We start from the raw sequence: 833 nt of genomic DNA, 5'->3' as shown, positions 1-833 counted from the left end.
ACCCAGCAAGGGGCGGAGCGCATGGACAGCGACATTCATTCGCAGCTATTGCCCGGCCAGTCCCCGGTTCTGTTCGGCGGCCGCTAGCGCTTCAGCGCAAGACTGCGGCGCCGCGGTCCTGATTCAACCAACCAGCACCAAGAAGGCCCGAGCTCACGGGCACAGTCAGGATCGAAACATGGACATGCAAGGCAAGATCGCACTCGTCACCGCCGCGGCGTCGGGCGCCGGCCGCGCCGGCGCGCTCATCCTCGCGCGGGAGGGGGCGGCGGTTGCGGTGGTCGACCAGAACGAGGCCGGCGCGAAGGCGGTGGTCGACGAGATCAAAAGAGGCGGCGGGCGCGCGCTGGCGCTGGCCGGCGATCTGCGCGACGACAAGTTTTCGCGTGACATCGTCGCGGCGACCGTCAAGGAATTCGGCGGGCTCGACTGCGTGTGGAACCATCTCGGCATTCCCGGACCGTCCGTGATCGACGATCTGGAGGGCTGGGATCTCAGCGTCGATCTCAACCTGCGCTCGCAGCTGATCACCACCAATGCTGCGCTCGCGCAGATGACGGCGCGGCGCAAGGGCGGCATCCTGTTCACCGGGTCGACCTCGGGCCTGGTCGGCTCGCGGTGGAGCCCGGCCTATTCGGCGGCCAAGGCCGGCGTCATCGGCCTGGCGCGGGCGCTCGCCAAGCGCCACGCCAAGGACGGCGTGCGCGTCAATGCGATCTGTCCCGGTGCGATCGACACGCCGATGCTGCGGGTGTTCGTCAACCGGCCCGACCAGCCGGGCCACAATACGGCCGATGCCGAGGAACTGATCAAGGCCGCGGTCACCCGCAACC

1 protein-coding gene is annotated in these 833 nt (G+C 68.7%); it reads left to right on the top strand.

What is annotated here, in order from left to right; genetic code table 11:
- A partial coding sequence (locus NS334_RS16955; protein ID WP_153002820.1) for an SDR family NAD(P)-dependent oxidoreductase occupies positions 1–833 on the top strand: 833 nt, incomplete at both ends.

It is taken from the genome of Sphingomonas endophytica (assembly GCF_001476895.1).
In the GTDB taxonomy this organism is placed as follows: Bacteria; Pseudomonadota; Alphaproteobacteria; order Sphingomonadales; family Sphingomonadaceae; genus Sphingomonas; species Sphingomonas endophytica_A.
Note: the sequence above shows the minus strand (reverse complement) of the source record. Positions and strands in the feature narration are given on the sequence as shown.